The following is a 4,505-nucleotide window of genomic DNA, read 5'->3' on the forward strand; positions in this document are numbered from 1 at the left end:
GGTATAGGTATAGGTATAGGTATAGGTATAGGTATAGGTATAGGTATAGGTATAGCCTTTGTTAACGCTAGAAAAAAATGTTGCTTTAATTAATAAAAAACAGATGAATTTAGATAAATTTACAAATTATTTAAAAACAGATTTTGATATAAATCCAATCGGAATTGGTCTTATTCTGGAATTACTAAAAGAACAAAATGTTAATTCTGATAATTATCTCACTGTTGTCAATGAAATATTGTTAAGTACTACTTTACCTTCTTGCTAAAATTAACATCTTGATTCTGAACTCTTATAGAAGCAGGCAGTAAAGGACAGAGACCATTACTTATTCCAAGCCCAGCTTGATATTTCATAATCGGCTCTTGGTCTTGTATCTGTATGAACAAAGTGTTTTTTGTCGTATCTGATAATTGTCGAAAACAGCTTGCTGTTAACAGCCTCCTGATAAAGAACTTTGTAATCCAAGTCAGGGCTTGTTAAATCAAATGCATCCGATTTTTTTGTTTCGCATTCGTGACGGGAATTTTTTTCTCCGCCGACTTCCTTACTGTTGTTATGTTTAGTACATCTGCAAGCAGATTCGACAGTCAGCCTGATATTTTTCTTATACTTGTTATTCAGGTAATACCTAAAAGCCTGCAAGGAAATTAATCCTTTATCGCTGACATTTACTTTGCCGCAACATTTGCAGGCAATTTCATTTTCTGTAAAGTTTTCAATTTTTACTGATAACATAATTTTTCTCCTTTTTATGTAAACTGTTATTTTATATTTTCAAGAAGCGGTAACTTCTTCTGATTCTGCTGCTTTTAACTTGAGTGTTTCAAAATCAAACGTGAAATTGTCTATATCCTGAATCTCTTTTAAATCATTGATTTGGGATTCAATTTTATCGCTAAGTTTTCTGACAGCTTTAATCCAGCTGACTATTTCTTTTTTTGTTTCTGCAGGATAGATTCCCAGAGCTGCATTTACTTGTTTAAACTCGGGAGCTTTAATATATACAAGTTTTGAAGCGATTTCATTTTTAAAATGGTCAATCTTAGCTTGTTTCATTTGCTCAATATTAATTTTCCAGCTGCCGGTTTCGTCTAATTCCGCAAATTTATGAGGTCTGTCTCTGATAATGACATCATTGGGTTCCAGTCTTTCTGTGTATTGAAAAACGCCGTTTCTTTTTACAGGGATCATTCAAAATTCCTTTCTATTTCTAAAATTAAAGATACATTTGAGGTAATAGACCTGTTCGTACCAGTGATGTCTTTGTATTGCATTAATGTTGGGACAGTTCTTACTGCAAATTTGCAATCATCTCCGATAAAACCGTAGTTGTTAATTTCGTAGGTATAGTCAATACTTGAATCAACGCACCACGGCATAATTGAACCGTTGATTTTGTCTTTAATCCAGCCGCTGATTTTGATATTTTTATAATCCAGTCCCAAGTTATGATAAAAATTATAAATATTACTTATTGCAAGGTCGGTTTCTTGAGATCGGTATTTGCCGTTTTGAGCAAAAGTTCTTGTGTCCAGGACAAGACCGTTGCTTGTATAGACTTTGCCTGTAAATACAACTTGTTTTTCGTCATAGTTATTAGTTGCCGGGTTAAATAAATACATTTTGTTTTCAGGAATTACGTAGCAATGGGCCAGTTCAAGCAGCTCAAGTTCGCCTACTGCAGCATAATCAGCCATATTATTAATGTCGGTGATTTCAAGTTTAAATTTTGAACAATCATAAAAAGCAGACACGTCAAAATATCGCATTTCATAAGCAAGCCAGTTTATCTGATTGGTTATTGTAGCAAGGATTCTCCAGCCTGTTCCGTCCCAGCCTTTTATGTATCCGTTTTTGATGTTTTGTCCCGGAATATCTCCTGATCTGATACCAAATCTTGCAGCTTTTCTTTTATTGGGAAAATCGAATTGAACGTATTGATTTCCTCCGACAACAGAAGCGAACCATTTTGATGCAGGGGACTTATCAAAAACTTTCCATGGCGCATAGGTCTCGTTGTATAGAGAGCTTGCGCTTGCAAAATATCCGCTTGTAAATTCATAACTTGAAGTATAGGAATACATTTTCGGGATTGAATTATAATCGGAATATTTTTGTTTGGCTAAAACGCAAGACGGACCGGCTGTTGTTTTTAAAGGGTTAACCATTCCGTCAGAGCTTTTTTCGACAGCAAGATAAGTCAGAGTATTATCAAGTAAATCTATAATAGATTGAGATTGCTGTATAATACCTATGTCATTTGATTTACCGTTTAGATTATATCCTTTTGAAAAATTAATTATTATTGGATTATCTGAGTTGCAGTCTATTTTTACGTTTAAAGGCGAAATATCATTAAGCGCTTCAAAAAGTTCTATTTCTCCAAACCCTGTATAAGTTGCCCCGTTATTTAAGAGAATTGAAATCTTGTAATATTTGTAAACATTTTGATTAGAGAAAGCAAAGAGTCTTTTTTCGTTTTGAAGCCAGCCTGTAATATTAGTCCAAGTGCCGAGAAACGTGTAATTTATATCATCGTTGCTGCCTTCAATTATAAAATCCTTTGGAGACATAAGAGTTGCATCTGTCGAGTTTCTTGAAGTTAGTGCTAAAGCGATGGCTTTTTTAGGATTGGTGAAATTAAGCTTAAACCAGCCTGTCGGAACTCCTGTCAGGGTTGCAAAGCAAGTTGCATCGAGATTGGAATTATCGCAGGCTCTCCAAGGGATATTGGTCACATCATATTGCGAACTTGCCGAAACTATACAGTCTGTGTGAGTATTTGAAGTCATTAAAGGAATGACGTCTGCTGAATATTCAACTTTTTTTATAAAATCAGCGTAGCCCAGAGGGTTTCTGGGAGAGAAAAGAACGGTTTGCGCTTTAAAATTATTTGATTTTATCGGAGTAAAGGGAAAGTAATTTATTTCTCTGACAGTCGTTCCGTTAAATTCATAAATGCCTACATCGCCGGCGTTTGTAATTTTATTTGTAGAATTTTGCAGAATAAGAGTTGAGCTGTTTTGAATTACTCTTGAACTTGCCCACCTGATTATTGCAATTCCTTTAGTCCAGCCTGTTATAGAAGAAATATTTTCTGTTCCGTCAACCGCAAAAGAGTTTCCGTTTTCATTTAAAGTTATAACGCCGTTTAAACTTTGGATGTTGACTGATTCGGGTTGATGAAGAGCGCCTGTTAAAGTGCCGCCTGATTTATCAAATTTTGAAGAGACTGAACTTTCAAGAGTTTCAACTCTGTTTTCATGGTTATTATGTCCCTGTCTCAGGGTTTCAAAGTTATCATTGATTTCTCCTGCCAGAGCTTTAGTGCCGGGAATAAATTGTGTGAGGTTGTTAATTATACTCATGATTTTCTCCTAAATTTTAAACGGGTTAAAACCCCTGTTAAGTTTTAATACAAGGCAATAGTGCTATGTTTCTCGGTCTTGTTTCAGTTCCGCCTGTTGAACTTGTTACTCCGGCACCGCTTTTTACTCCGTAGCTTGCCCAATTGTAAGCACCGATATCTATACCTGTAGGTGCCATCGGTAAATTATGAGCGTGTGATTTTATTTCATCAGATTGATTGGATGCAAAAGCTCTGCCTGCATCAATTCCACGAGTGCCGTCCCATCCTCTGATAAATTCAGCTCTTAAGTCAGGCAAATTAAAAGTTGTTAATCCGTCGCCGATTCCGAATGTTGTACCTATGGCTTCAAAAAGTCTTTGGTAAAGAGTTCTTGAAACAAGCGCTCCATCGCAAAAAAGCCAGCCTGAAGGCGAATTAATCATTGCAAAATTCATCACAGCACCTGCCGGAATAATATCAAGGTGGGTGTGAGTTTTGTCAGACTTTGTATTTAAGCCTGAATCAAGCTGTCCAAGATTTATTGCGTGTTGATCTTCTGTCGCATCAGGTACAGAAAGATTTCCTGACATTTCATCTCCTGATTTTTTGACCCATCTGTCTTGATGAGCTTCAGGATTATTATTATGGTTTGTATCGACGTATTGCCTTGTAGCCATAATTACAGTGGGGTCTGCGATTATTTCAATTGCTGAAACACTTGCAACTTCCAGCACCAGCTTAATATACAGGTCTCTGGTAGAGCCTTCTGATTGATGCGGCTTGTATGTTTCAGGGATATTGCTTATGGCAATTAAATCGCCATCGGCATCAAATATTCCGGCTTCTCTTATGTAGAATCCTCCGACACCGGCAGGAATTGCAGTATCGATAATTATCCTTTCGGAATATTCAGTATCCTGATAAATTCTGTTTATGGTGCCTCTGTAAACCTCATTAACAAGAGCTGTTTGAGTTTCGGCAAGTTCATAATATTCTCCTCCCGAGTCTCCGACTGCAAGATGAGTTAAAGACACAGGAAGATTATTCGCATATGCCTGAGCAATTTTTGATTTGCCTGTATTAGTTAGTATTGTTATAAATTCCATTTATTGCTCCTGTTAACTCAAACGAGTTTCACTCGTGTTGCTACTAG

Annotated in this window: 5 protein-coding genes; 1 reads left to right on the forward strand and 4 read right to left on the reverse strand. The window is 36.3% G+C overall.

Features of this window, described 5'->3' with window-relative positions; translation table 11 throughout:
• The first annotated feature begins 103 nt into the window (after window positions 1-103).
• A complete protein-coding gene (locus WCG23_12905) occupies window positions 104-268 on the forward strand; it encodes a hypothetical protein (protein ID MEI8390769.1) in 165 nt (54 codons plus the stop codon).
• 56 nt (window positions 269-324) lie between these two features.
• On the opposite strand, the gene WCG23_12910 is transcribed toward WCG23_12905, so the two are convergent.
• Genes WCG23_12910 through WCG23_12925 form a run of 4 tightly spaced genes read right to left on the reverse strand, consistent with a single transcriptional unit; the run spans window position 325 to window position 4,458 of the window.
• A complete protein-coding gene (locus tag WCG23_12910) occupies window positions 325-738 on the reverse strand; it encodes a D-Ala-D-Ala carboxypeptidase family metallohydrolase (GenBank protein ID MEI8390770.1) in 414 nt (137 codons plus the stop codon).
• A gap of 39 nt (window positions 739-777) precedes the next feature.
• Window positions 778-1,194, reverse strand: a complete 417-nt coding sequence (locus WCG23_12915; GenBank protein MEI8390771.1) for a hypothetical protein — start codon at window positions 1,192-1,194, stop codon at window positions 778-780.
• Window positions 1,191-3,371 (reverse strand): discoidin domain-containing protein, encoded by a 2,181-nt coding sequence (locus tag WCG23_12920; GenBank protein MEI8390772.1) that lies wholly within the window; start codon window positions 3,369-3,371, stop codon window positions 1,191-1,193. The genes WCG23_12915 and WCG23_12920 overlap by 4 nt, the downstream gene beginning before the upstream one ends.
• Window positions 3,372-3,408: 37 nt before the next feature.
• Window positions 3,409-4,458 carry a phage tail protein gene (locus WCG23_12925; protein ID MEI8390773.1) on the reverse strand — a complete coding sequence of 350 codons (1,050 nt, stop codon included), beginning with the start codon at window positions 4,456-4,458 and terminating at the stop codon, window positions 3,409-3,411.
• Window positions 4,459-4,505 lie beyond the last annotated feature (47 nt).

The organism is bacterium (genome assembly GCA_037147175.1).
GTDB lineage: Bacteria > Cyanobacteriota > Vampirovibrionia > Gastranaerophilales > UBA9971 > UBA9971.

Bases quoted from the DNA above. Each gene is read 5' to 3' on its own strand.
- WCG23_12920 (MEI8390772.1), bottom strand. From the start codon at position 3,371: ATGAGTATAATTAACAACCTCACACAATTTATTCCCGGCACTAAAGCT.
- WCG23_12925 (MEI8390773.1), bottom strand. From the start codon at position 4,458: ATGGAATTTATAACAATACTAACTAATACAGGCAAATCAAAAATTGCT.
- WCG23_12915 (MEI8390771.1), bottom strand. From the start codon at position 1,194: ATGATCCCTGTAAAAAGAAACGGCGTTTTTCAATACACAGAAAGACTG.
- WCG23_12905 (MEI8390769.1), top strand. From the start codon at position 104: ATGAATTTAGATAAATTTACAAATTATTTAAAAACAGATTTTGATATA.
- WCG23_12910 (MEI8390770.1), bottom strand. From the start codon at position 738: ATGTTATCAGTAAAAATTGAAAACTTTACAGAAAATGAAATTGCCTGC.